Source organism: Acidobacteriaceae bacterium (assembly GCA_035944135.1).
Lineage (GTDB): Bacteria > Acidobacteriota > Terriglobia > Terriglobales > Acidobacteriaceae > Granulicella.
Map to the genome: position 1 here is coordinate 1,661,777 of DASZBM010000002.1, position 22,211 is coordinate 1,683,987.

General features: G+C 61.2%; 16 protein-coding genes and 1 tRNA gene. 3 read left to right on the top strand and 14 right to left on the bottom strand.

The genetic code is table 11. From position 1 onward, the window contains the following. Positions 1 to 80: 80 nt before the first annotated feature. From rpoC to rplA, 5 genes are all read right to left on the bottom strand, one after another. Positions 81 to 4,280 (bottom strand): DNA-directed RNA polymerase subunit beta', encoded by a 4,200-nt coding sequence (rpoC, locus tag VGU25_09560; protein ID HEV2577444.1) that lies wholly within the window; start codon positions 4,278 to 4,280, stop codon positions 81 to 83. A gap of 214 nt (positions 4,281 to 4,494) precedes the next feature. Further along, positions 4,495 to 9,000: a DNA-directed RNA polymerase subunit beta gene (rpoB, locus tag VGU25_09565; GenBank protein HEV2577445.1), complete on the bottom strand. Its 4,506-nt coding sequence runs from the start codon at positions 8,998 to 9,000 to the stop codon at positions 4,495 to 4,497. A gap of 856 nt (positions 9,001 to 9,856) precedes the next feature. Next, positions 9,857 to 10,231, bottom strand: coding sequence for a 50S ribosomal protein L7/L12 (gene rplL / locus VGU25_09570; protein ID HEV2577446.1), 375 nt, complete (start codon positions 10,229 to 10,231; stop codon positions 9,857 to 9,859). A gap of 142 nt (positions 10,232 to 10,373) precedes the next feature. Next, positions 10,374 to 11,105, bottom strand: a complete 732-nt coding sequence (gene rplJ / locus VGU25_09575) for a 50S ribosomal protein L10 (protein HEV2577447.1) — start codon at positions 11,103 to 11,105, stop codon at positions 10,374 to 10,376. Positions 11,106 to 11,217: 112 nt separating this feature from the next. After that, the gene (gene rplA / locus VGU25_09580; protein HEV2577448.1) at positions 11,218 to 11,931 is read right to left on the bottom strand and encodes a 50S ribosomal protein L1; all 714 of its coding nucleotides are present in this window, start codon (positions 11,929 to 11,931) and stop codon (positions 11,218 to 11,220) included. A 315-nt stretch (positions 11,932 to 12,246) separates the two neighbouring features. Between rplA and VGU25_09585 the strand changes: the two genes are divergently transcribed. Next, entirely contained in the window at positions 12,247 to 13,020 is a 774-nt protein-coding gene (locus VGU25_09585) for a hypothetical protein (GenBank protein HEV2577449.1), read from the top strand. A gap of 53 nt (positions 13,021 to 13,073) precedes the next feature. Continuing rightward, the gene (locus VGU25_09590) at positions 13,074 to 14,222 is read left to right on the top strand and encodes a radical SAM protein (protein ID HEV2577450.1); all 1,149 of its coding nucleotides are present in this window, start codon (positions 13,074 to 13,076) and stop codon (positions 14,220 to 14,222) included. A gap of 7 nt (positions 14,223 to 14,229) precedes the next feature. Here VGU25_09590 and rbsK read toward each other — a convergent pair whose 3' ends face one another. Beyond that, entirely contained in the window at positions 14,230 to 15,162 is a 933-nt protein-coding gene (rbsK, locus tag VGU25_09595; protein HEV2577451.1) for a ribokinase, read from the bottom strand. A gap of 32 nt (positions 15,163 to 15,194) precedes the next feature. Further along, a complete protein-coding gene (locus VGU25_09600; protein HEV2577452.1) occupies positions 15,195 to 16,178 on the bottom strand; it encodes a GRP family sugar transporter in 984 nt (327 codons plus the stop codon). A 127-nt stretch (positions 16,179 to 16,305) separates the two neighbouring features. Between VGU25_09600 and VGU25_09605 the strand changes: the two genes are divergently transcribed. Further along, a complete protein-coding gene (locus VGU25_09605; GenBank protein HEV2577453.1) occupies positions 16,306 to 17,199 on the top strand; it encodes a GntR family transcriptional regulator in 894 nt (297 codons plus the stop codon). Between the two features lie 39 nt (positions 17,200 to 17,238). Here the strand turns inward: VGU25_09605 and VGU25_09610 are convergent, their stop codons facing one another. The 7 genes from VGU25_09610 to VGU25_09640 form a co-directional block, all read right to left on the bottom strand. Next, positions 17,239 to 18,696, bottom strand: coding sequence for a DHA2 family efflux MFS transporter permease subunit (locus VGU25_09610; GenBank protein ID HEV2577454.1), 1,458 nt, complete (start codon positions 18,694 to 18,696; stop codon positions 17,239 to 17,241). 108 nt (positions 18,697 to 18,804) lie between these two features. Then, positions 18,805 to 19,242, bottom strand: coding sequence for a 50S ribosomal protein L11 (rplK, locus tag VGU25_09615; protein HEV2577455.1), 438 nt, complete (start codon positions 19,240 to 19,242; stop codon positions 18,805 to 18,807). Positions 19,243 to 19,552: 310 nt separating this feature from the next. Next, positions 19,553 to 20,230 carry a transcription termination/antitermination protein NusG gene (gene nusG, locus VGU25_09620; protein HEV2577456.1) on the bottom strand — a complete coding sequence of 226 codons (678 nt, stop codon included), beginning with the start codon at positions 20,228 to 20,230 and terminating at the stop codon, positions 19,553 to 19,555. Positions 20,231 to 20,297: 67 nt separating this feature from the next. Further along, entirely contained in the window at positions 20,298 to 20,570 is a 273-nt protein-coding gene (secE, locus tag VGU25_09625; GenBank protein ID HEV2577457.1) for a preprotein translocase subunit SecE, read from the bottom strand. An 88-nt stretch (positions 20,571 to 20,658) separates the two neighbouring features. Beyond that, positions 20,659 to 20,734: transfer RNA gene (locus VGU25_09630), tRNA-Trp, on the bottom strand. Between the two features lie 16 nt (positions 20,735 to 20,750). Then, a complete protein-coding gene (rpmG, locus tag VGU25_09635; GenBank protein HEV2577458.1) occupies positions 20,751 to 20,900 on the bottom strand; it encodes a 50S ribosomal protein L33 in 150 nt (49 codons plus the stop codon). A 267-nt stretch (positions 20,901 to 21,167) separates the two neighbouring features. Continuing rightward, positions 21,168 to 22,211, bottom strand: a 1,044-nt coding sequence (locus tag VGU25_09640) for a glycosyl hydrolase family 28 protein (GenBank protein ID HEV2577459.1), incomplete at its 5' end; no start/stop codon positions are given.

The window sequence follows — 22,211 nt, forward strand, 5'->3', positions numbered from 1 at the left end:
CGATTTTCAACGAAAAAAGGAGCGGACTCTTTTGGAGTCCGCTCCTTTGGTTTCTGGCGCGCAGTGCTTCTCGCGTTGGGTTAGATGGTTTCGGCGCCGAGTTCTTCCTGTTCGCCTTCCATGCGCATCGCTTCGAGCTCGCGCTCTTCGGCTTCGTGGGCCTCCTGGACCTCGGCCTGGATCTGGGCTGCCGCTTCCTCGAGCTCCGGGGAGAGCTGGACGTTGCGGTAGTAGTCCATACCGGTGCCGGCGGGGATGAGGCGGCCGACGATGACGTTCTCCTTGAGGCCGCGCAGCGCGTCGATCGAGCCGTTGATGCTGGCTTCGGTGAGCACGCGGGTGGTCTCCTGGAAGCTCGCCGCCGAGATGAAGCTGTCGGTGGAGAGCGACGCCTTGGTGATGCCGAGGAGCAGCGGACGACCGATTGCGGGGCGGCCACCGTCCATCAACACACGCTGGTTTTCGTTGTTGAAGCGGAAGCGATCGATCTGCTGCTCGAGCAGGAAGTTGGAGTCGCCAACCTCTTCGATCTTCACCCAGCGAAGCATCTGGCGGACGATCGTCTCGATGTGCTTGTCCGAGATGGACACGCCCTGGAGACGGTAGACCTCCTGGATTTCGTTGACGAGGTACTGCTGAAGCTCGCGCTCGCCGAGGACCTCAAGGATGTCGTGCGGATTGCGCGGGCCGTCGATGAGTGCGTCACCGGCACGGAGGCGTTCGCCTTCCTGCACGTTGACGTAGACACCGCGCGGAACGCTGTACTCCTCTTCCTGCCCATTGTCGGCGGTGACGTAGACCTTGCGCTGACCCTTGGTGACATCGCCGAAGCGGACCACGCCGTCGATCTTGGAGATGATCGCCGGATCGCGCGGCTTGCGGGCCTCGAAGAGCTCGACGACTCGCGGCAGACCGCCGGTGATGTCCTTGGTGCGGGTGGTTTCGCGCGGGATCTTGGCGAGAATGTCGCCAGGATGAACCTCGTCACCGTCCTGCACCATGAGGTAGGCGCGTGACGGCATGAGGTAGCGCTTCTGCGTTCCCTTGCCGGATTTGATGAGAATTGCCGGCTGGCGCTTCTCATCGGCGGACTCGGAGACGACGAGACGGGAGAGGCCAGTGACCTCGTCGATCTCTTCGTTGACAGTGACACCTTCCTGCAAGTCCTTGAACTGCACGGTGCCGGCGATCTCCGTAAGGATGGAGAAGGTGTACGGATCCCACTCGCCGAGCAGGGTGCCGAGCTTGACCTCCTGTCCGTCCTCAACGCGGAGCTTGGCGCCGTAGACGAGAGCGTAACGCTCCTTCTCGCGGCCCTTCTCGTCGATGATGGCGAGAGAACCGGAGCGGTTCATGACAACCAGGCCGCCTTCCTTGGAGCGGACGGTGACCAGGTTGATGAAGTGCGTCTTGCCGGCGTTCTTGGCTTCGAGGTGCGAGGCATCCGCCACGCGGGAGGCTGTGCCGCCGACGTGGAAGGTACGCATGGTGAGCTGCGTTCCGGGCTCGCCGATGGACTGCGCCGCGATGACGCCAACGGCCTCGCCCATCTCCACCATCTTGCCCGAGCCGAGGTTACGGCCGTAGCAAAGGATGCAGCAACCGCGCTTGGACTCGCAGGTGAGAACCGAGCGAATCTTGACACGCTCGATGCCCGCAGCCTGAACAGCGGAGGCCTTGTCTTCGTCGATCTCTTCATTGATATCGACGATGACCTTGCCCTCGAAGTCCTTGAGCTTTTCGAGTGACACGCGGCCGATGATGCGGTCGCGCAGCGGCTCGATGGTCTCGCCGGCCTCGATGATCGGGGTGACGTAGATGCCCTCGACGGTGCCGCAGTCGTGCTCGGAGATGATCACATCTTGAGCCACGTCAACAAGTCGGCGGGTGAGGTAGCCGGAGTCAGCGGTCTTGAGCGCCGTGTCAGCCAGACCCTTGCGGGCGCCGTGGGTCGAGATGAAGTACTCGAGCACGGTGAGACCCTCGCGGAAGTTGGCCTTGATGGGCGACTCGATGATCTCGCCGGACGGCTTGGCCATAAGGCCGCGCATGCCGGAGAGCTGACGGATCTGCTGCTTGGAACCACGGGCTCCGGAGTCAGCCATGATGTAGATCGGGTTCATGGCTCCTTCCTTGTCCGCCTTCTTCATGTTGTTGAACATTTCGTCGGCGACGCGGTCGGTGACACCAGACCACAGCTGCGTGACCTTGTTCTGGCGCTCCTGGTTGGTGATGGAGCCTTCGAGATACTGGCCCTGCAGAGCGATGACCTGCTTTTCAGCGTCGGCAACGACGGTGTACTTCGACTCGGGGATGACCATGTCATCGAAGCCGACCGACAGACCGGAGCGGGTGGCGTACTGGAAGCCAAGCTCCTTGATGCGGTCGAGCGCGCGGACTGTGACCTCGAGGCCGAGGTTGAGGTAGCAGTAGTTGACCAGCTGCCCGATGCCCTTCTTCTTGAGCAGGCCGTTGATGAACGGGATCCCCTCAGGCAGCGCGTCATTGAGGATGGCGCGGCCGACCGTGGTGGAGATGTACTGCTTGTTGAAGTGCACGGGCTCGGTGTGCGTGATGTCCTGGTCGTCGTAGGCCGTGGTCATGTCGAGCACGGGGCCGGTGTAGCGGAGGCGGATCGGCGAGAGCGTCTCCACCTGCTTGGCCTCGAGCGCCATGAGGACCTCTTCGACGTTGGCAAAGGCACGGCCTTCACCTACGGCGCCAACCTTGGACTTGGTCAGATAGTAGAGGCCGAGCACCATGTCCTGCGTGGGCACGGTGATGGGCTGGCCGGAGGCCGGCGACAGGATGTTGTGCGACGCGAGCATGAGGACCGAAGCCTCAATCTGCGCCTCAGGAGACAGCGGAATGTGCACGGCCATCTGGTCGCCGTCGAAGTCCGCGTTGAAGGCGGTGCAGACGAGCGGGTGAATCTTGATGGCCTTGCCCTCGACGAGCACAGGCTCGAAGGCCTGGATGCCGAGGCGGTGCAGCGTCGGAGCGCGGTTCAACAGCACGGGATGGTCCTTGATGACCTCCTCGAGGATGTCCCACACGATGGGCTCCTGCAGCTCCACCATCTCCTTGGCTTGCTTGATGGTGGTGCAGTGGCCGGTCTGCTCCAGGCGGTGATAGATGAACGGCTTGAAAAGCTCGAGCGCCATCTTCTTGGGAAGACCGCACTGGTGCAGCTTGAGCTCGGGGCCGACGACGATAACGGAACGGCCGGAGTAGTCGACGCGCTTGCCGAGGAGGTTCTGACGGAAGCGGCCCTGCTTGCCCTTGAGGGTGTCAGAGAGCGACTTCAGCGGACGGTTGTTCGCACCGCGGAGAACGCGGCCGCGGCGACCGTTGTCGAACAGAGCGTCGACGGCCTCCTGCAGCATGCGCTTCTCGTTGCGCACGATGACCTCAGGCGCATGGAGGTCCATGAGCTTCTTGAGGCGGTTGTTGCGGTTGATGACGCGGCGATACAGATCGTTGAGATCCGAGGTCGCGAAGCGGCCGCCATCCAGTGGCACGAGCGGACGAAGCTCGGGCGGGATCACGGGGATCACGTCGAGGATCATCCACTGCGGCTTATTGTCGGACTTGCGGAAGGCCTCGACAACCTTGAGACGCTTGGAGTACTTGAGCTTCTTCTGCAGCGAGGTCTCGGTCTTCATGCGCTCGCGGAGCTCGATAGCAAGCTCCTGGATCTCGACGCGCTTGAGAAGCTCCTTGATGGCCTCGGCGCCCATCATGGCCTTGAAGCCGGAGGGGCGATACTGCTGGTCGAGCTCGCGGAAGCGGTTCTCGTCCTTGATGACCTCGCGCTCCTTGACCGGCGCGTCGCCTGGATCGACGACAACGTAGGACTCGAAGTAGAGGACGGCCTCGAGCTCACGCAGCGAGATGTCGAGCAGGTGGCCGATGCGCGAGGGCAGGCCCTTGAAGAACCACACGTGCGAGCAGGGGCTGGCGAGCTCGATGTGGCCGAGACGCTCGCGGCGGACCTTGGACAGCGTGACTTCAACGCCGCACTTGTCGCAGATCACTCCGCGGTGCTTCATGCGCTTGTACTTGCCGCAGAGGCACTCCCAATCGGTGATGGGGCCGAAGATGCGGGCGCAGAACAGGCCATCGCGCTCCGGCTTGAAGGTGCGGTAGTTGATGGTCTCGGGCTTGGTGACTTCGCCGTGCGACCACGAGCGGATCTTCTCGGGCGAGGCGAGCTGAATCTTAATGGAGTCGAAGTCGGTGATGGGACCGGCGAGCTCGAAGGGGCTGGAGCGGAACATGTTTTTTCTCTCCGTTGCAGTGCTTAGCTCGATGCCAACTTTTTGGTTCGCTCTCTCGGGTTCTGAGAGCCTGTTGCGAGCTTCGCTGCTGTACTGCTGCTTATTGCGTTGTGACTGCGGTGGTCTGCGGTCACTGAATCTTTGGTCATCGCCCTGTCCTCTGCTCTTCCCTGCCGTTACGCAAGCTCAGGAAGAGCAGAGGTGGGCGGATTGGCTAATCGGCTACGGCCAGCTCCGGCAGTGCAGGGATGCCTTCGTCGTGCGTGCCGTTTACTTTGACCAGCTCGACGTCGAGGCAGAGCGACTGCAGCTCACGGATGAGCACGTTGAACGACTCGGGCACGCCAGGCTCGATGGCAGCCTCACCCTTGACGATGGCCTCGTAGATCTTGGTGCGGCCGTAAACGTCGTCGGACTTGGCGGTCAGGAGCTCCTGCAGGATGTAGGCGGCGCCATAAGCTTCGAGCGCCCAGACCTCCATCTCACCGAAGCGCTGTCCACCGAACTGCGCCTTGCCACCCAGCGGCTGCTGCGTGATGAGGGAGTACGGTCCGATGGAGCGGGCGTGGATCTTGTCGTCGACAAGGTGCGACAGCTTGAGCATGTAGATGTAGCCGACCGTCACCGGCTGCTCGAATGTCTCACCTGTCATGCCATCGATCAGAGCGCTCTTACCCGATGAGGGCAGACCCGCTGCTGCGAGCAGTGCCTTGATCTCGGTCTCGCGCGCGCCATCGAACACAGCGGTGCCGAACCAGATGCCCTTCTTCATGCCCTTGGCGACGCGCAGAGTCTGCTCGTCATCAAGTTCGAGAAGCTGGTTGAGTGCAGCGGTGTTCTTGAACTCCTCCTTGAAGACCTCGCGAACTTCGGAAGCCTGCTGGAAGTTCTCGACGAGCTTCGCAACCTTGGCTCCAAGGTCATGCGCGGCCCAGCCGAGGTGCGTCTCGAGGATCTGACCGACGTTCATACGCGACGGCACACCGAGCGGGTTGAGAACGATCTCGACAGGCGTTCCGTCGGGGAGGTACGGCATATCCTCTTCCGGCAGGATCCGCGAGATGACGCCCTTGTTACCGTGGCGACCGGCCATCTTGTCACCGACCGAGAGCTTGCGCTTCATGGCAATGTAGACCTTCACCATCTTGATCACGCCGGGTGAGAGCTCGTCGCCCTTGCCCATCTTGGTGATCTTTTCGTTGGTGATCTTGCGGAGAACGTCGATCTGACGTGAGGTCATCTCTTCGATCTCGTCGATCTGCTCGTTCACGCGCGGGTCCTTGTCGGCGTAGCGGATACGCTTCAGGTTGCGCGTGGAGATGAGCTCGATCGTGTCGCGGTCGAGGATGTCGCCCTTCGAGAGCAGCTTCTTATTGGTGCGCTCGTCGTGCAGGTCGGCCTGGACTTCCTTCGAGCCGAGGATGGCTTCGAGGCGCTTGAGGCGCTCGTCGGTGAGAATTCGAATCTCATCGGCGAGGTTGCGCTCGAGCTTCTCGATCATCTCCTGCTCAATCTGCAGAGCGCGCTGGTCCTTCTCCTGTCCCTTGCGGGAGAAGATGCGGACGTCGACGACCGTACCCTCAATGCCCGGAGGGCAGGTGAGCGAGGCGTCGCGCACGTCGCCGGCCTTCTCACCGAAGATGGCGCGGAGCAGCTTCTCCTCAGGAGTGAGCTGCGTCTCGCCCTTCGGCGTGACCTTGCCGACGAGGATGTCGTTGTGCGAAATCTTCGCGCCAATGCGGATGATGCCGCTCTCGTCGAGATCGCGCAATGCATGCTCGGAGACGTTGGGGATATCACGCGTGATCTCCTCCGGTCCGAGCTTCGTGTCGCGAGCCTCGATCTCAAACTCCTCGATGTGAATGGAGGTGTAGTAGTCCTCCTTCACAAGCTTCTCGGAGATCAGGATCGCGTCCTCGAAGTTGTAACCGCGCCACGGTGTGAACGCGACGAGCACGTTGCGGCCGAGGCCAAGCTCGCCCTGCTCCGTGCACGGACCGTCCGCGATCACCTGCCCCTTCAGCACGCGGTCGCCCTTGCGAACGATCGGCTTCTGGTTAATGCAGGTGTTCTGGTTGGAGCGCTTGAACTTCGTGAGTTGGTAGATGTCGGAGCCGACCTCACGCGAGAGCTGCGTGGGGTGATGCTCGCCTTCGACGCGCACGATGATGCGCTCGGAGTCGACCGAGTCCACGATGCCGTTGCGCTTGGCCAGGATGACGGCGCCGGAGTCGCGCGCGGTGACGCCCTCCATGCCGGTGCCGACATACGGTGCCTCAGAGACGAGCAGAGGAACCGACTGGCGCTGCATGTTCGCGCCCATCAGCGCGCGGTTCGCGTCGTCGTGCTCAAGGAACGGCACGAGCGAGGCGGCCACGGAGACGAGCTGCTTCGGCGAGACGTCGATGTAATCGACCTCCGCCTTCGGCACGAGAACGAAGTTGCCCTGCTTACGGGCGTTGACCAGGTCCTCGGTGATCTTGCCTTCGGCATCGAGATCGATGTTGGCCTGCGCGATCGTGTGGCGATCTTCCTCCCACGCGGAGAGATAGAAGCTGAAGGGCTCGAAGTCAATGGTGCGCTTTCCATCCTTCTTGAGCTGCTTGTTCAGCTTCTGAGCCTCATTGATCTCAAGCGTGTCGCCCTGACGGAGCCCGGACTCGCCGGCATTCGAGACGGCAACGTAGTCGAGCACCTTGCCGTCCTTGACGCGACGGTAGGGCGACTCGATGAAGCCGTACTCGTTGATGCGAGCGAAACAGCTGAGGGAGCTGATCAGTCCGATGTTCGGGCCTTCCGGCGTCTCAATCGGGCAGATGCGGCCGTAGTGCGTCGGATGAACGTCGCGGACCTCAAAGCCTGCACGCTCACGCGACAGACCGCCAGGTCCAAGGGCCGACAGGCGGCGCTTGTGCGTGATCTCCGAGAGCGGGTTGGTCTGGTCCATGAACTGCGAGAGCTGCGATGAACCGAAGAACTCGCGGATCGCGGCCATGACGGGCTTGGCGTTGATGAGGTCGTGCGGCATGGCCGTCGACATCTCCTGGTAGACCGACATCTTTTCCTTGATCGCGCGCTCCATGCGAACTAGACCGATGCGGAACTGGTTCTCCATGAGCTCACCGACCGCGCGAACGCGGCGGTTGCCAAGGTGGTCGATGTCGTCGACGAGGCCGATGTTCTTGCGCAGCTTGAGGAGGTAACGGATGGTTCCGTAGAAGTCCTCAGGCGTCAGCGTGCGCTTGTCGAGACCGGTGGCTTCCTGGTTCTCGTACAGCTTGATGTTGAACTTCAGACGGCCGACGCGCGAGAAGTCGTACTTGCGCGGATCGAAGAACATGCCTTCGAAGAGCGCAGTCGCGGTGTCAAGCGTCGGAGGATCGCCCGGACGCAGCTTGCGGTAGATCTCGATGAGAGCTTCCTCAGGCTTGCGAACGGAGTCACGGCGCAGCGTGTTGGAGATGATGTTGCCGACGTCGTCGCGCTCGGGGAAGAAGACCTCGAACGAAGTAACGCCGGACTGCAGGATCTTGTGCAGCTTGTCAGCGGTGAGCTCAGCGTTGGCTTCGTAGAGCAGCTCGCCGGTCGTCATGTCGACGACGTCGGAGGCGGTCATCGCGCCCTCGAACTCGGAGGTCTCAACCTCGACGGACTGGATGCCGGCCGCACGGATGTGCTTCAGCGCGGAGGCACCGATCTTCTTGCCAGAGGAGACGATCTCCTCGTGCGCGCCCTTGCCACCGTGGATGGCAGAGGTGGAACGCGTGCCCACGAGATGCGTTGGCTTGTCCTCGGACGTGACGGTCCAGTGGAGCTTCGCGTCCTTCACGCTGATCGTGTCGACCGTGTAGAAGGTCTTGAGGATCTCCTCGTCAGTACGAAGGCCGAGAGCCCGCAGGAAGATGGTGCCCAGGAACTTGCGCTTGCGGTCGATGCGGACGTAGAGCGTGTTCTTCTGGTCGTACTCGAACTCCACCCATGAGCCGCGGTACGGAATGATCTTGCCGAGGAAGTAGGTGCGGTTGTTCGCGGTCTCAAAGAAGACGCCGGGCGAACGGTGCAACTGCGAGACGATAACGCGCTCGGTGCCGTTGACGATGAAGGTTCCGTTGGCCGACATCAGCGGAATGTCGCCAAAGAAGACCTCCTGCTCCTTCATATCGCGCAGGGACTTCACACCAGTCTCGGGGTCCTTGTCGTAAATCTTGAGACGGATGGTGACCTTGAGCGGCGCGGAGTAGGTCATGCCGCGCTCTTCGCACTCTGCCTGGTCATACTTCAGCTGCAGGCCGACGGGATCGCCGCACTTGGTGCAGAAGTCGGGGGTGTTCTTGTTGTAGGTTCCGCAGAACTTGCAAAGGACGTCGCCCGGGTGGAACGGGTCGGTGATCACCATGTGCCCGCAGTTCGAGCAGGCGGTGCGCAGGTGGTTCAGGCCCTTGAGGTACCCGCACTTGCACTCCCAGTTGCCGATCGTGTAGTCGACAAACTCCAGCTCGGAGACATTGCGGAAGTCAGTGATGGGGAAGACGGATGTAAAAACAGACTGCAGGCCGTTGTCTTCGCGCTCCTGGGGCAGCTTATCCATCTGCAGGAAGCGCTCGTAGCTGCGGCGCTGGACCTCGATGAGGTTTGGAATCTGAATGCTGGTTGGAATCTTCGAAAAGTCGAGACGGGTACGAACCGCACGCAATTCGTTCTGGTTGGTCGAGTCGGACATGAGCTCTCCTGTTGCTCGGCCCCGGGTTGTGGGGCCAGTTGCTGGGCTCGAGGGAGCGAGAAGAAGCCGCCGGTCGGACGATCTCTTTCGCTTGGACTTGCTGTTGCGCCCGTTCGGGGTGACCGTCCTCGTTTACCGGCCACGCCCAAGGCGCGCTGTGCTGCTCCCCGCGAAGCATTCTGCGAGGTACAAACTTGGTATTTCGCTTCCACATGGGAAGCTGCTACAAAAGGCGCTACGCAGGACAGAAGGTCCGGCATGAGCGCGCGGCGTTAGGTGCTTGCAAAGACGCCGAAAACGCCCTGCGGGCGCGGATGCCCGAAGAGCGCGGATTGATCTCTTGGTTCAGAATGTAGGTCGAAACGCTGTATAGTCGCCGCCCTTTGAGAGCCCGCCGCAAGGCCTCAAGAGTTTGCCGCTTGGTCAGACGTTTCACCCTGTGGATCCGCCGCTCGAACCACAGGATGGCCGGCTCCGTAGCCTGCGTCCCAATCCGCAGGATGAACCGGATAATGCTAGGAAACTTCTGCTGCCTTACTTCGCCGCCGAATACTGGTGCCGTATCACGAATGCCTGGTATGTGGATCACCGAGCCCTTGCTCGTAACGGCTGCGCCCGTTAGCAGCCGCGATCCTCGCCCATTGGTAAGGATACAGTAAACATACACAAGAATGCAAGTGAAGTGCCAGAACGGTACCGCCGAAGCCGAAGCCCCGACGATACCGACCGGTCACTGCATTCTTATTTCTGTGGCCAGCCAGGACTAAAGTCCTGAATAACCTTACCCTTACGAAGGCTGAGGCTGGCGCCGACTAAAGCCGGTCGCCCTCCCCGTAAATTCACGAAAGTCGTGAATTTACTTGATCTCGACGGTCGCGACGCCTTCGAACTTCTTGGCGATGGCTGCCGCATCTTCCTTCGAGATGTTCTCCTTCAGAGGCTTGGGAGCGCCGTCGACCAGGTCCTTGGCCTCCTTGAGACCAAGCGAGGTGACCTCGCGCACTGCCTTGATGGTGTTGATCTTGTTCGCTCCGGCATCCTTGAGGATGACGGTGAACTCGGTCTTCTCCTCGGCTGCCGGAGCCGCAGGGCCGCCCGCTGCCGGAGCCGCCGCAACGGTGGCCGCAGCCGCCGAAACGCCAAGACGCTCTTCGAGCTTCTTCACCAACTCTGAAGCCTCGAGCAGGGTGAGGCTAACGATCTGATCTTCCAACTGCTGAATGTCTGCCATTTTGTTCTCCAGTTACTGCTAATTTCTAAAACTCGGTGTTTCCGATTGCATTTCCCAGGGCTCGCGCCCAAGGTTGCCGCCCCTCACCTCCGGGTTTCCGTTGCGCCCAGACCAGCGCCCCCGAAGCTCAGAACGGCGAAACTTATTTGCCTTCGACCGGCGCTTCGCCAGCGGCCGCGCCGCCCTGCGATGCCGTCGAATTCTCCGGCTGAGCCGCGCCGGAGGGCTGCTCGCCCGCCTGGGACTCCTCCACATGCGCTTCAGCTTCGGTGGCCGCGGCCTTGTCAGCCGCCGGCTCAGACTTGCCCTCTGCCTTCGCCTCGGCCTGGGGAGCTTCGCCAGCGCCACCGCCGAGCTTGTTCTGTTCGACAGCCTGGTTCACCACGACAGCCAGGTTGCGGCCGGTCGCATTGATCACGGTGGCCAGACGCGTCGCCGGAGCGTTGATCAGGAAGAGCAGCTTCGAGAAGAGCTCCTCCTTGCCCGGGAGGGTCGCGAGCGACTGAATCTCCTGGACATTGATGACCTTGCCGTCGACGATGCCAAGCTTGAAGGTGAACTCCGCGTTGTCCTTCACCCAGGTCGAGAGCGCCTTGGCCAGCGCGACCGGGTCGCCCGAGGTGTAAGCCACTGAGCTGACACCCTTCAGTCCCTGCAGCGCCTTCTCAACCTTCGTGCCCTGCGCCGACTTCGCCGCCAGCTTGTTCTTCACAACGTGGTAACGTCCGCCCGCCGCGCGAATCGTCTTGCGCAGTTCGAAGTCCTTCGCGGCGGTGAGGCCGGTGAAGGTTCCGATGATGGCCGAGGTCGAAGTCTCCAGCTCAGATGCGAGCTGCTTCACCTTCTCGTTCTTCTTTGACTTACTGAGTGCCATGAGAAAACCCTTGCCTTCCAGTTGCCGCTCGCGCCTTTAGCTGCGGGACGGCTCAATATTCCTGGCGCGATGCTACATTCCGCCCGCGCATGCGGGGCTTACGCCCCAGTCGTTACGCCTTGGTCGCGATATCCGCGGTCTCGGCCTGCAGCTCAATGCCGGGGCCCATCGTGGAGCTCAGCACAATCCGCTTGATGTATTTGCCCTTCGCCGCTGACGGCTTCGCCTTCACAACAGCGGAAACGACCGTCATCGCGTTGGCCTCAAGCTTGTCCGGCGTGAAGCTCAGCTTGCCCACGGGAACATGAACCAGCGCCGTCTTGTCCGCGCGGAACTCGACCTTACCGGCCTTGATCTCGCGGATCGCACCGGCAACATCCGTCGTCACCGTGCCAGTCTTGGGATTCGGCATCAAGCCACGCGGGCCGAGCACCTTCCCGAGACGGCCGACCGAACGCATCATGTCGGGCGTCGCAATCAGCGCGTCAAAAGCTGTCCAGTTCTCCTTCTGGATCTTCTCAACCAGGTCCTCGCCGCCAACAAACTCCGCGCCAGCCGCCTCGGCCTCGCGAACCTTGTCGCCCGAAGCGATGACCGCTACAACCTTGCTCTTTCCGCCCAAACCGTGGGGAAGAACGACCGTCCCGCGGACCATCTGGTCAGCGTGGCGGGTGTCGACACCCAGGCGCAGGGTCAGGTCGACGGTCTCGTCGAACTTGGCGAACTTCGCCTTCTGGAGCAGCGGGATTGCCTCGTTGATGGCATACGGACGCTTCTCGACAAGCGCGCGCGCCTTCGCTGTATTCTTGGAAACTTTACGTGCCATATCTCTTCTAAATTCCCTTCGTCTCCCACCCCGGTTCCCTCGATCGGCTGGCGCCAGAGAGACATGCAGTGCACCGCATGGGCGTGGTTTCGACTGCGGTCTGTGCAAGAGGCACAGACAACCCTCTAAGTATGACGGAATTGGTTCGCAGAGTCAACGGAACCCATGAAAAATGCCCAGTTTCGCTAGTTTCGGGCAACCATTCTCCGGGACAACGCGCTTTTGCGGCCTGTCGTCCCAATCCTGAGTATGTGGGCCTTTGTACGCAAATCGGGCGCCAGACGGCGCATTTCGGGGCTGCCGATCGCATTGGCGATGGCACTGGCGGTGGGGTCTGCCGGAGCGCAGGATTCGAGAACGGATGCGGCCAAACCGGCCGAAAACATAGCCGCGATAGCGGCATTGCCGGACTCTCCGGGCACGCTGCTGGCGGCCAGCACCTCAGACGCCGAGATCGCGCCGGACGCGCCGGTTGTGCCTGTGAGAAATGTCGAGGAAAGCGCCGTCGAAAGGCCCGCGCGCAAGTACCACCGCGTCGTACGTCCGTATGAGCAGGCCCAGCCGCTGGATGCGCTTGAGAAGGTCAAGTTGTCGATCGCCAGCCGCGTGACGGTGGGCGAAGCGTTTGGAACGGTGTTCTCCGCGGGCTGGAGCCAGTGGCGCAATAGCCGTCCCCACACGGGAACCGACACAGGAGCCTTCGAAGAACGCCTCCGCGATCTCGCCATCAAGCAGACGACGCAATCGTTCTTCGCCTACGGCGTCTACGCAGCTGCGTTCCGTGACGACCCGCGCTACTACATCATGGGTCCGACTATGACTCCGGTTCACCGCCTGGTATATGCGGCCGAGCGAACCGTAATCACGCAGAAGAACGACGGCTCGCCGGCGATCAACTGGCCGAAGTTTGCGGGCATCGCGACCGCAACGGCGCTAACAACGGCCTATTACCCGAAGGTTGACCATGGATTTGGGAACGAATCCGAGGCCTTCGCGATGTCCCTCGCGACGTCGGTGCTGAACGACGAGCTGCATGAGTTCGGAGGGGATGTGTTCCGCCTGATTCGCCGGAATAAAGATCAAAAGTGAGCCTTGACACACCCAAACTATACCGCTACTCTCGTCTTCAATGAGGCGAAGAAATGGCGAAAATCAAGACAGCTCCAGCGAACGGCCAGTTCCTCTTCCCTATCCTGCCTTCCGGGCCCGTCGGTCTGGCGCGGCTGGCCGCTGAAGCCACGCATGCGGACGACGGCCACCTCATCGAGTTCAAGGCGATGAAGGCACGCTCCCTGCTCAACCACTCCGTCTCGAAGCGCATGGGCTGGGTCGCCTGGTCCATTAATCCGTTCCGCGGATGCGAGTTCGGCTGCCGCTACTGTTACGCCCGCTACACCCATCAGTTTCTTCAGCCAGAGCCGGTTGCCGATGTGCCCATCGGCACCTACGACGGGCCGGTGCAGCCCTGGGCGGCGGCCTTTGAGCATGAGATTTATTTGAAAGAGAACGCCGCGTGGCTGCTTGAGCAGGAGTTGAAGCGCATTGATCCGAAGCAGGAGATCGCCATCGGGACGGCGACAGATCCCTATCAGCCTGTTGAGAGGCGCGTGGGGATCACGCGATCGCTTCTGGAGGTCTTCGCGCGGCGTGAAGGATACCGCATCGGCATTGTTACCAAGTCGACGCTGATCGAACGGGATATCGATCTGCTCGGCGAGATCGCGCAGAAGAACACGCTGGTGGTTCACCTCACAATCACGACGACGGACTCGGCGCTCGCGCGCAAGCTCGAGCCGCGTGCGCGGCGTCCGGATCTTCGCTTTGCTGCAGTGAAGAAGCTGCGCGATGCGGGCATAACGACGGGCGTGCTCTGTTCGCCGTTGCTGCCCGGAATCAACGACACTCCGCGCGCGCTGGACGCGGTCGCCAGCCGCGCGGCGGCAGCGGGTGCGAGCTTCCTGGGAGCGCACCCGCTGTTTCTCAAGTCGTGCTCGCGTCCCACGTGGATGAGCTTTGTTCGCGAGCACTTCCCCCATCTTGTGGACGACTACACGAAGCGCTTCGCGCGCGCTGACTTCGTGGACGCGGGCTATCGCGAGATGGTCGCCGAACGTGTACGCGCCGCCTGCCGCAAGCACGGACTCGCGCGCCGCTTTACCGATGCGCTGTTGTCGAATGCGCTCGGCTCGCAAGCCGCGGGAGCGATCGGGAAGAAGTCGCCGCAACCGGCACGCCTAACGGGATTCGCTTCCCCGCAGCACGCGCAAGGGACGCTCTTCGCGACTGCATGACCGGCCTTCAGTCCTGGGCAATCAACGCGTCTATCTCCGCGCGCTTCGGCATCGATGGCGCGGTGCCATGCCGAGTCACCGAGATGCCGGCCGTCGCGCAGCCGAAGCGCACCGCATCGAGCAGCGGCATGTCTTCGGCGAGCGCCGCGGCGAAACCTCCGCAGAAGGCATCGCCTGCTCCGGTGGTTTCAAGCACCGGACCTGCGTTGAACGCGTCGACAATCGTTGAATCGCCAGCGGCGGTGCGAACGAGGGCACCGCGCGCTCCTAGTGTGAGGATGACGTTGCGTGCACCGCGTTGCTGTAGCGCAGCGGCCGCACCCTCTGCCTGCTCGATCGTGTCCACGGGAAGCCCCGTGAGAATTGCAGCCTCGCTCTCGTTGGGCACGACGTAATCAGCCAGCGCAAGCATGCTGTCAGGAAGAGGCTTCGGCGGCGCGGGTGCAGGATTCAGGATGGTCGTCACGCCCGCGTCCCGCGCGATCTTCATGCCACGTTCAACAATCTCGACCGGCATCTCGAGCTGAGTGAGAAAGATGTGTGCGGAGCGAATAGCGCCCGCCATCGCTTCGAGCTCTTCAGCCGTAATCGTGAAGCAGGCGCCCGGCACGACAATGATTCCGTTTTCGCCGCGCACCTCGTCGATCAGGATGGCCGCGGCTCCAGTCGCTGTACCGCAATTGCGAGTCAACGATGCATCGATACCCGCGTCAGCCCAGGTCTTTCGCGCGAGCTGCCCGAAGGGATCGTCACCGAGTTTGCAGGCCATCTGGACCTGCGCCCCTGCCCGCGCTGCAGCGACGGCCTGATTAGATCCTTTACCGCCCGGTCCGAGCGCGAAGTTGGAACCCATGAGCGTCTCGCCCCAGGCAGGCAGGCGCGAGGCGCGAAACGCGACGTCGGCGACAAAGCTGCCGAGAACAAGAACAGTGCGGCTCATGCGAATCAAACTCCTTGGTGCTTCCGGAAAGGCTACGACGAATGCGCGCTCGCAATCAGGACAATCGCGAGGATATATGCGGCAAACATCGCCGCCAGATAACTCTTGGCCTTCGTGCTGGCACCGCGAAACTCGTGCCAGACAAAGACGCCCCAGAGGCACGCCACCATGGGCGACGCCTGCCCGATCGCGTACGAGATCGACACACCCACTGCCGATCCCGCGACCAGATTGAGTGCCATGCCCGTGCCCCAGATCGCGCCACCCAGCAACCCGAGGCCGTGATATTTCGCGGATGTGCGGAAGTAATCTCTGCCCGCAACCGGCGTGCCGATGATCGGCTTGCGCATCAGAATGACGTTGAACACAAAGCAGCAGAGGAACGCACCCAGCGTGAGGAACACGGTCGTCGTGTAGGGTGTCAGCGTGTGCGCGCCGCGGGTCATTGCCAGCGTGACGAACGGTGCCCACGTCCCCATGAGCAGACCGGAGATGACACAGACGATCACACCTTTGCGCGAAACAGTTTCGCCGCCCGTGCGCAGCGCGCCATATGCTTTGCCGACCAGGACCACAGCCACGAGACTCATCAGCACGCCGACGCCGAGCAGCACAGGATTGCCTTTCGGCTGCAGCGCGTAAGCAAGAATCGCTCCCTCAGCCAGCGCGATTCCGATAGACAGCGGAAAGGCAACAGCGAGACCGACGATTTCGATGCCGGCGATCAGCAGCACGTTGGCGATGTTGAAGATGAATCCGCCAACCGCTGCATAGAACAGATTCAGGCCATCTGCATCCCGGAGGTTTTGAACGAAGGACGTTGGTCCACCGGCGAAGCTCCCCATCGTGAGGGCGAGAATCACTGCGATGAGAAAGATGCCGATCGCATAGTCCCAGTAATAAAGCTCGAAGCGGTAGTTCTTCGTGCCTTTGAACGTGTTGGCGAACGATCCCCAGCAGATGGTGCTGAGGATCGTCATGAGGAGTGCGACAGCAAAGGTCGAGGGAACGAACATGTATACCGCAAGCTCCAGAGTGCGTAAAGGTTCGCGTCAATGAGAAGCTGCCATTATGCCTATGCACGCGCGCGTTGACCAGAGTCTTTGCTGGTAATCTCGCGTTGAGAGTGACAAACCCACTTCGATGCGCCTCTTGTTTTCTGCCAACAGCGATGTCCCGCTCTATCGCCAACTCGTGATGCAGGTGCAGCTCGCTATCCTCAGCGGCGAGCTTCGCCCCGGCGACCGCCTGCCCAGCACGCGCGAGCTCGCGCGGCGCTTCGCCATTCACCCCAACACAGTGAGCGCGGGATATCGCGAGCTCGAAGGTGAGGGCTGGACCGAGCTGCGCCATGGCAGCGGTGTCTACGTCTGCAACCGGCGCGCGCCAGATTCTGCCGAGGCGCAGACGGACGCCCTTATCGCCGAGTTCTTCGATCGCGCGCGTGAGCTCGGCATCTCTACGTCCACGCTTCGGCGACGCATGGCCGAGTGGGTTGCGGCACCCGAGCCTGATCACTGGCTGCTGATCGACCCCGATGCCGAATTGCGGCGCATTCTGCTCACAGAGCTACGAGCCGCAACCGACCGCGAAGTGCGAGAGTGTTCCGTTGAAGACTGTAGCCCGGATGTGTTCATGCGCAGCATTGCCTGTTGCCGCCCGAGTCAGGAGTCAATAGTTCGCGCGGCCGTACCCGCAGGCATCGAGCTTGTCGTTCTCCCGATTACCTCCGCGAATCAGTGGCTGTTACCGTGGATGCCGGCGCCGAAAGGGCTCCTAATCGCCATAGCATCGCACTGGCCGGAGTTCCTCGACAAAGCCCGCACGATGCTCGCCGCCGCCGGCGTTCCAAGCGATGCACTGATCTTCTGCGACGCGCGCAAGCTGGGCTGGCAGAGAGGCATCGAGAACGCGAGCGCCATTCTCTGCGATGCATACACAGCCGCTGCCGCAAATCTGCCCAATGGACCGCGGACGATCGTCTTTCCCCTGCTTGCCGTGAATACGCGCGAGGTGCTCAAACAGCCGTGGCTGTGACACTGAGCGTGTCTTGGTTCGCATCCATTTGGATTCGGGTCAGCCTCCAGGATGGACGGATCTCTGGTGAGAGACGTCGTCGCCGTCTCCAGGTCTCAGCTTGCGAAAGACGAGCGTCGAGAGCACAGTAAGCACGCCAAGACACAGGAGGGCTTGGTGAATGCCGTGGATCATCTTCTGGGGCTGGGCGCGCGCCGCGGCAGGAACGAAGACGGCGGTCGTCAGGCCGGCGATCGCAACGCCGAAGCTGATCGAGAGCTGCTGTGCGGTACTGGCGATGGAGCTTGCCCCGCTGGTGTCCTCCTCGCCGACATCCGCATAGGTAAGCGTGTTCATACTGGTGTACTGCAGCGACGTAAGCGCGCCGTAGCAGAAGGCCAGCACAACGATGCACCATACAGGCGTGTTCAAACCGATCGCGGCAAAAAGCGCGAGCAGCACTCCGATCATGATCGTGTTGGAGATGAGCACGCCGCGATAGCCGACACGCTTCAGCAGGCGAGGCATAGCGACCTTCATGCTCATGGCCCCAACCGCCTGGGGCGTGATCAACAGGCCAGATTGAACGGGTGTAAATCCGAGCCCCACCTGATAGAGCAGCGGAAGAAGGAATGGAACGCCGCCAATGCCCAGCCGCGTGAAGAAGCTGCCGCTAACGGCAGAATGGAAGGTTCGGATGGCAAACAGGCGGAGTTGGAGCAGCGGAAACTGAAGTGTGCGGGCGTGCAGCCAGTACCCGAGCAACAGTGCGAAGGAAAGCGCGAGGAGACCCGCCATCTCGGGCACGCTCAGCGTGTGCTCGCCGAATATCTCCAGCACGTAGGAAAGAAGCGCGATGCCCGAGCCGAAGAGAATCAAACCGACGACGTCGAGCCGGTGGGGATTTGGTTCGCGAAAATCCGGAAGATGTGTGTAAACGAGGATCAGCCCGGCGATTCCGACCGGAATGTTCAGAAAGAAGATGTAGCGCCAGTGAAGATAGCCGACAATCATGCCGCCAGTGACCGGACCGAGCATCGGCGCCACCAACGCGGGAATCGAGACAAAACTCATAGCACGGAGCAGCTCGGATTTGGCAAAGGTGCGGACGAGCGTGAGGCGGCCGACAGGAACCATCATGGCTCCGCCACAGCCCTGCAGGATGCGGCAGAGAACCAGCAAATGGATGTTTGAGCAAAGACCGCAGAGCACCGAACCCAATGTGAAGAGACCGATTGCGAACGCAAAGACGCGTCGCGTTCCAAAGCGGTCTGCCATCCACCCACTGATGGGAATGAACACGGCAAGACTGAGCGTGTAACTGGCAAGCACCGCCTTCATACTGAGCGTGGTGACGTGCAGAGCTTCAGAGATGGCTGGGACCGCTGTGTTGAGAATGGTCGTGTCGAGCGACTCCATGAAGAAGGCGACAGCGACGAGCCACGGCAGGAGTCGCTTGCTGGCGTCCGAAACGGACGGCCGAACCTGAGACGCGACGGAGGGAGCGGTCGAACTCATACGGCGCAGATGTACTTCAGTAGAGATGGATGCGGTTTCGCTGGAACGCTCAAAAAAATGAAACGCCGGAGTCGTTTGACTCCGGCGTCTTGCATTTTGCGTGACTGCTTACGCAACCACTTCCAGGCCCATCGAGCGAGCAGTGCCGCGGATCGTCTTGGCCGCTGCCTCAACCGAGGCGGCGTTCATGTCCGGCATCTTCTGCTTGGCGATCTCGAGAATCTGCTTCTCCGTCACCTTGCCAACCTTGTCCTTGTTCGGTGTGCCCGAACCTTTCGGCACCCCGGCGGCCTTCAGCAGCAGCACCGGCGCCGGAGGCGTCTTGGTGATGAACGTGAAGCTGCGATCGGCGAAGACCGTGATGACCACAGGGACGGTCATGCCCGCAAGATTGGGGTCCTTGCCGGTGCGGTCGTTAAACTGTTTGCAGAACTCCATAATGTTGACCTGCGCCTGACCGAGCGCGGGGCCAACCGGCGGCGCCGGTGTTGCCTTGCCTGCCGTGATCTGGAGCTTTACGTAGCCTTGTACCTTCTTCGGTGCCATATTCTTAGTCCTTCCATATAGATGCAGACCGGATTTCCGGTGCTGCATGGATTGGTGGTTCCTGAGGAGCTAGAAGGTCCGGTGAAGCGGCCGGGCTGGAACTCCTGCGATCTGCCGTCGCGCCGCTGAGAGATTCCGTTGCGATTCTCTCAGCACCACGGTGGAACTCTGGTGCAACGCTTGTCCGAAACCCTCCGGGAATTGCCCGGAAATGTTGCGGAAAACTCTGTGACTCGCCTGCTCAAAATCCTGTGCAGCGAGCCAGGGAAATCCTGTGCGCGTAACTCTGCGCCAAGCCCCAAAACTACTGTTACTCCTCAGCCTTCTCCACGTTGGCGAAGCTGACCTCGGTGGGCGTCGGACGACCAAAGATCGAGACCATCACCTTGAGGGTCTGCTTGTCTTCGTTCACGTCGTCAACCGCACCATTGAAGTTTGCGAATGGGCCCTCGGTGATGCGAACCTGCTCGCCCTTGGTGAACTTAAGCTTGAGCTTCGGCTTCTCCCTGGTCACATCGCTGCGGTTCAGCATCGCATTGACCTCAGCCTCGGAGAGCGCATTGGGCTGGTCGCCCGTCTGCAGGAAGCCCGTGACCCGCGGCGTGTTCTTCACCACATGCCAGAGATCGTTGTCGAGCGCCATCTCCACGAAGACGTAGCCAGGCAGGAAGACGCGATCGATCGTGTACTTCTTGCCGTTGCGGAGCTCGGTCGTCGGTTCCGTCGGAATCTCGATGCGGCCGACGCGGTCCTCAAGGTGGTACGCGCGGACGCGGCTCTCAAGCGATTCCTTCACCTTGCGCTCAAAGCCCGAGTACGCGTGAATGATGTACCACTTGAAGTTCTCGTTGTGCGCAGGCGCAGCCGGGGCTTCACCCTCGACGCCCTCCACGGTGCCGGCGTCGAAAGCCGGGGTCTCGTCGGCGTTGGCTCCGAGGTTCTGCTCGAAGTCATTGGTAGGTTCGCCGGTTTTCAACTCTTCTGCCATGGTTTTACTTTCTGTGCGTTCGCCGCTCAGAACGGCGCCCGGAAAATCATTGTGTACGGCGGAAACTCTAGTGGCCCGTCAGGCGCAGGAACATCTGGTCGATCGCCTTGCCAAAGATCAAATCCACCAGTTCAAAGTACGCAGCGAACAGGAACACCGATACCAGGACGACAATCGTCATGTTACGAACCTCGTTGCGTGTGGGCGCAACGACCTTGTGCATCTCCTGCCGCGTTTCCTTCAGGAACTGAACGAGCCGCTGCGGGCCCGCAGTCACCTGCTGAAGGCCTGAGTTTGAATCTTCCGGGTTCGCTGCTGCTGCTGCAATTGCCTTCGCCATCGGGCTGTTCCTAACATCTAGACGTGCCGCAACGTTCGCGGGTACTGCGGAAAACCCTCAGAACAACGCCTCTGAAGGCAGAATCTGATGGCAGGGGAGCTCGGATTCGAACCGAGAAGTCCGGTTTTGGAGACCGGCAGTTTAACCGTTGAGCTTACTCCCCTGTAATTCGAGGAGAGCCTACTTGGTCTCCTTGTGATCCGTGTGCTTGCGGCACGTATTGCAAAACTTAGAGAACTCGAGACGTCCCGTCGTGGTCTTCTTGTTCTTGGTGGTCGAGTAGTTCCGGTTCTTGCACACCGGACACTGCAGGCTGACGATCTCGCGCATCTCTTCTCCTCACTTGGCCAGCCACTTCGGCTGGCAAGCAGCTTGCCATTGATATCACAGGCATTATCCCTGTCCCATCTGACACGCCGCGACGCAGGGATTGTGGCCCTGCAACCAGAATCCTGAATTGTGCTGCTGATGGGTGGACGATTCAGGCCGCCCTTCCTCGAAACCCACAGATACTCCGCAGGCTCAGGCCCTCAACTGATTATCTCGCAAAACAGCAAAAAGCGGAAGATGCGTTCGTTGCGCCGGCATCTTCTTTCATCAGTGTAACTTGTATGGCGCCGCCGGTGCTGGAACCTCCGCCAGCGGCTTTGGAGCCCCCATTGGCTTCGCGCCTGCCAGACCGCTCCCGGTAACGTCATATGTATTCAGCAACGCACCTGTGAATCCGGTCACGCGAACGTTTTTCAGGACTGCATGGCGCACATTCGCCAGAAACATTCCCTCCTGGCACGTCCCGCTGATGTTCTCCAGCCACAACCCGTCGAGCGGCTTCTTAGGATCCAGTTCCGTCGCCTGCACCAGCTTCGGCACATCGTGCACTACCACGTTCGAAAACCGCCAGTTCCGCGCCGTCGGGATGCCGTCATCGCCCGGCACAGGATCCTGATCCTGAATCCCACTGCTCGCCATATTCAGCCGCAGGAATCCCTGCGTGCAGTTCGAAACCTCCAGCCCGTCGGCGTAGATGTTCTCGATAAACGCGCCGCGACCGCGCCGGCTCTTAATGTAGAACGCATACGTCTTCGCGCCGGTGAACTTGCAGTCCTTAATCCACACATCGCGAATCCCGCCCGATGTCTCACTGCCAATGCCGATACACGCGAAGATCGAGTCCGCAAACGTGCAGTTCGAGATGTGCACGTCCTCGGTCGTCTCGAGCATCGCGTATGCTTCAGCCCCGCGGCCGCTCTTGAGCGAGATGCAGTCATCGCCCGTCGCAATATCGCAGCCCGTGATCGTCACGTGCTTGCAGGAGTCGATGTCGATGCCATCACCATTGCCGCCGGTCGAGCGGATCGTCAGGTTCCTGATCGTGATGTTCTCCGACGACGTCGGATGCACCGACCACATGCTCTTGTACTCGGTCGAGAAGCCTTCGAGGTGAATGCCCTTGCAGCGAATGAACTCGATCAGCGCAGGATGCCGCAGTGGCGCGTCCGGCCGAGGCCGTCCCGCAAGCGCTGGATTGCCGATGACCTTTCCCGCACCAACAATCGCCACATTCTGCGCGTCAATCGCATAGATCAGCGCCACGTGCCCGGGAATCCACTTGCCTTCCCAGCGCACCTGCGACACGGCGTA

What these genes read in the sequence shown, in the direction of transcription:
- rpoB (HEV2577445.1), bottom strand. Translation starts at nt 9,000, where the DNA reads ATGTCCGACTCGACCAACCAGAACGAATTGCGTGCGGTTCGTACCCGT.
- rplA (HEV2577448.1), bottom strand. Translation starts at nt 11,931, where the DNA reads ATGGCACGTAAAGTTTCCAAGAATACAGCGAAGGCGCGCGCGCTTGTC.
- rplL (HEV2577446.1), bottom strand. Translation starts at nt 10,231, where the DNA reads ATGGCAGACATTCAGCAGTTGGAAGATCAGATCGTTAGCCTCACCCTG.
- VGU25_09600 (HEV2577452.1), bottom strand. Translation starts at nt 16,178, where the DNA reads ATGTTCGTTCCCTCGACCTTTGCTGTCGCACTCCTCATGACGATCCTC.
- VGU25_09605 (HEV2577453.1), top strand. Translation starts at nt 16,306, where the DNA reads ATGCGCCTCTTGTTTTCTGCCAACAGCGATGTCCCGCTCTATCGCCAA.
- rplJ (HEV2577447.1), bottom strand. Translation starts at nt 11,105, where the DNA reads ATGGCACTCAGTAAGTCAAAGAAGAACGAGAAGGTGAAGCAGCTCGCA.
- rpoC (HEV2577444.1), bottom strand. Translation starts at nt 4,280, where the DNA reads ATGTTCCGCTCCAGCCCCTTCGAGCTCGCCGGTCCCATCACCGACTTC.
- VGU25_09590 (HEV2577450.1), top strand. Translation starts at nt 13,074, where the DNA reads ATGGCGAAAATCAAGACAGCTCCAGCGAACGGCCAGTTCCTCTTCCCT.
- secE (HEV2577457.1), bottom strand. Translation starts at nt 20,570, where the DNA reads ATGGCGAAGGCAATTGCAGCAGCAGCAGCGAACCCGGAAGATTCAAAC.
- rbsK (HEV2577451.1), bottom strand. Translation starts at nt 15,162, where the DNA reads ATGAGCCGCACTGTTCTTGTTCTCGGCAGCTTTGTCGCCGACGTCGCG.
- VGU25_09610 (HEV2577454.1), bottom strand. Translation starts at nt 18,696, where the DNA reads ATGAGTTCGACCGCTCCCTCCGTCGCGTCTCAGGTTCGGCCGTCCGTT.
- rpmG (HEV2577458.1), bottom strand. Translation starts at nt 20,900, where the DNA reads ATGCGCGAGATCGTCAGCCTGCAGTGTCCGGTGTGCAAGAACCGGAAC.
- rplK (HEV2577455.1), bottom strand. Translation starts at nt 19,242, where the DNA reads ATGGCACCGAAGAAGGTACAAGGCTACGTAAAGCTCCAGATCACGGCA.
- nusG (HEV2577456.1), bottom strand. Translation starts at nt 20,230, where the DNA reads ATGGCAGAAGAGTTGAAAACCGGCGAACCTACCAATGACTTCGAGCAG.
- VGU25_09585 (HEV2577449.1), top strand. Translation starts at nt 12,247, where the DNA reads ATGGCACTGGCGGTGGGGTCTGCCGGAGCGCAGGATTCGAGAACGGAT.